The following is a 3,183-nucleotide window of genomic DNA, read 5'->3' on the forward strand; positions in this document are numbered from 1 at the left end:
AACAGGGAGGCCACGATGGAGCCGATGATGCTGCCCAGACCAAAGCCCAGATAGATGACGCCGTAGTTCTTGGTCAGGTTGTTGAGACCGAAGAAGTCGCTCACCAGCGAGGGGTAGACGGTGATGGTGCCACCGAAGCTGAACGCCACACAGGCGACCGCCACAAAGAACAGGTTGGCATTGAGCGGTACAAACAGCAGCAGCGCCATGCCCGCCAGGGTAATCAGCTGGGCAATGGTGATGACCCGGATGCGGGACATCTTGTCGGAGAGGATCCCCAGCACCAGACGGCCACCCAGGTTGGCCATGGCGATGATGGCGACGGCATTGGCGGCGACCACGGCAGGCAGACCCACCATCTTCTCGCCGATATCCTTGGCCACGCCGATGACGTAGAGGCCGCTCATGCAGGCGGTGAGGAACATCAGCGCCAGCATCCAGTACTGCGGCTTGCGCATCGCCTCGGCCAGAGTGAAGTCACGGCTCTCGCTCTGCTGCACGGAAGCGGCCTGTTTGGGCGCATCCTTCATCAGCATGCCGCCCACCAGCACCATGGACATGGCGATCAGCCCCCACAGCTGGAAGGTGGTCTCAAGGCCGGAGCTGGAGAGCAGCAGCAGGTTGATGTATTTGAAACCGAGGCTACCGAGGCCATAGGCACCGATGGAACAGGCAGAGATCAGCCCCTTGCGCTCCGGGAACCATTTCACGCAGTTGGAGAGGGTCATCAGGTAACCGGTACCGTCGGCAAAACCGACCAGAATGCCCGCGCAGAGGTAGAGCATCGCCAGATTGCTGGCATGGGCGGTGAGGAAGAAGCCGATGCCGAGCAGCACGCCGGCGCCCAGGGTCACGTTGCGCACCCCGAACCGCTCCTGCAGCTTGCCCGCCATGGAGGAAGCGACCGCCAGCGAGAGGCTGAGCAGGCCGAAGGCGAAAGCGACCTGACTCACCGGCTCGTCCAGCTTGTCGGAGAGCTGGGCGTTGAACAGGCTCCAGGTATAGACAGAACCCAGTGCAAACTGGGTGATGATGGTACCGATCAGTGTCAGGTACCGGGTGCGGTTCATCTCTTTGGTCATGATGCGTCTCGGTCGATGGCCTTAAGGAAATTGAGGCCACTATAGGCAAGACGCAGCTCGCGCCGATCGATTAAGGCATGAAATGCAGATCGGCGGGAATGAATGACAATCAGAGCCGCATCAGCTGACGGAACGCCTTGATGTTGCTGCGACTGACCGGCACCTCGAACGGCAGATCATGGAGCCGGATGAGATAAGTGCTGTTAAACCAGGGGACTATTTCGCGGATTTTGTTGATGTTGACGCAGTAGGAGCGGTGGCAGCGAAAGAACCCCTCGGCCGGCAGCCGGCTGACAAACTCGCTGATGGTCATGGTCATCACGTAGCGATCGTCGCGGGTGTAGACATAGGTGAGCTTCTCGTCGGCTTCCGCGTAGTAGATCTGCTCGCAGGGGGTGACGATGATGCGCTCCCCCTTCACCAGATTGACGGTGCGATTGTGGGGGCTGATCCCCTCGCCGCTCGCCTCCCCTGTGGTGGCTGGCTGCGACTTGCCCGCATGCTCGAGCTTTTGCAGCAGATTGATGATGCGGGGCTCGTTGTAGGGCTTGAGGATGTAGTCGAACGCCTCCAGCTCGAACGCCTCCACCGCAAATTCCTTGTAGGCGGTGACGAAGACAATGTGGGGCGGATGGCTCGACTTGTGCAGGTTCTTGGCCAGCAGCAGGCCGTCGATGGAAGGGATCTGGATATCCAGAAACACCACATCCACCTCGTGATCCTGCAGGTATTTGAACGCCTCCAGCCCATCCTCGAAGCTCGCCACTATCTCGATCTGGCTGTGCTGATTCACCAGATAGATCAACTCCTCGCGAGCCAGATACTCGTCTTCCACTATGATCGCTTTCAACATGACATTGCCCCCTGAAGGAGCACAGGAGAAGCAAGCTCCTCACGAATCAAACATTCGTCTTCCACAATGATCGCTTTCAGCATGACAACACCTCTCGCGGCACACACTTATCCTCAACCATGATGGCTCTCAGCATGGCATCGACTCCTGATCCGGCAGATAGAAACTCACCTCGGTACCCGGCTCCAGCCGCTTGAGGTGCAGGCCGTCACCATAGAGCAGCTTGACCCTCTGATGCACGTTCATCAGGCCAATGCTGCGACTCTCCACCCGACCGGCGGCGACCCCGTCGATCACCGCCTGACTGATGCCGTAACCGGTATCGCGCACCGATACCCGGATGCCGCCCGCCAGCTGTTTCACCTCGATGGTGACCCGGCCCGGCGCGCTGCGGGGCTGGATGCCGTGCAGGATGGCGTTTTCCACCAGCGGCTGCAACAGCAGGCTCGGCACCTGAATGTGCACGTCGTCCACCTCGAACACCACCTCTAGCTTGTCGCCGAAGCGGGCCTGCTCGATTGCCACGTAGTCACGCACCTGCTGCAGCTCCTCCTGAATGTCGATAAGCTCATCCCCCTTGTTGAGGTTGTAGCGCAGGTAATCCGCCAGATTGGCGATCAGCTGGCGCGCCTGCTGGGGGCGAATGCGGATCAAGGATGAGATGGCGTTGAGGGCATTGAACAGGAAGTGCGGGTTAATCTTGCTCTGCAGCGCGGTGAACTCCGCCTTGCGGGTCATCTCCTTGAGCTGCTCGATGCGCGACACCTCCATCTGGGTGGAGATGAGCTGGGAGAGGCCGACCGCCATCTCCCGCAGGGAGCTGGTGATGCTGTGGGTGCGGCGGTAGTAGATCTTGAGGGTGCCGCTCACCGAGCCGTTTTCCCGCAGCGGAATAATGATGACCGAGTGGAAATCGGAGAGGTGATACTGGCGCAAATCGTTGTTGATGATGATCTGGTCGAGCAGCACCGCCTGCTGGGTCATGCCGCTGATGGCGTGGTGCTCGTCCAGCTCGTAATAGTCCTTGCCCACCCCGACATAGGCCAGCACGTCATGGGTATCTGTGATGGCCACCGCATCGGCGCTGATGTCGCGCCGGATCACATCGCACACCTGACTGAGGGAGTGGCGATCGATGTTCTGGAAGAAAGGCAGCGTCTTGTTGGCGATATCGAGCGCCAGCTTGGCCTGCTTGGCGGCAATCAGCTCCTTCTCGTCATCCAGATCCTGCACCAGCTTGATGATGAG

Annotated in this window: 3 protein-coding genes; all 3 read right to left on the minus strand. The window is 59.7% G+C overall.

What is annotated here, in order from left to right; genetic code table 11:
• On the minus strand, positions 1–1,082 hold a 1,082-nt coding region (locus G5358_RS20550), incomplete at its 3' end, for an MFS transporter (protein ID WP_421324828.1).
• A gap of 109 nt (positions 1,083–1,191) precedes the next feature.
• On the minus strand, positions 1,192–1,935 hold the full coding sequence (locus G5358_RS20555) for a LytR/AlgR family response regulator transcription factor (RefSeq protein ID WP_421203619.1): 744 nt from the start codon (positions 1,933–1,935) through the stop codon (positions 1,192–1,194).
• A gap of 129 nt (positions 1,936–2,064) precedes the next feature.
• On the minus strand, positions 2,065–3,183 hold a 1,119-nt coding region (locus tag G5358_RS20560), incomplete at its 5' end, for a sensor histidine kinase (RefSeq protein WP_421324829.1).

Origin of the sequence: Aeromonas sp. 604176 (assembly GCF_049170755.1) — a bacterium.
Taxonomy (GTDB): Bacteria; Pseudomonadota; Gammaproteobacteria; order Enterobacterales; family Aeromonadaceae; genus Aeromonas; species Aeromonas veronii_A.

Coding starts and splice junctions, on each gene's coding strand:
- G5358_RS20555 (WP_421203619.1), bottom strand. CDS start 1,935: ATGTTGAAAGCGATCATAGTGGAAGACGAGTATCTGGCTCGCGAGGAG.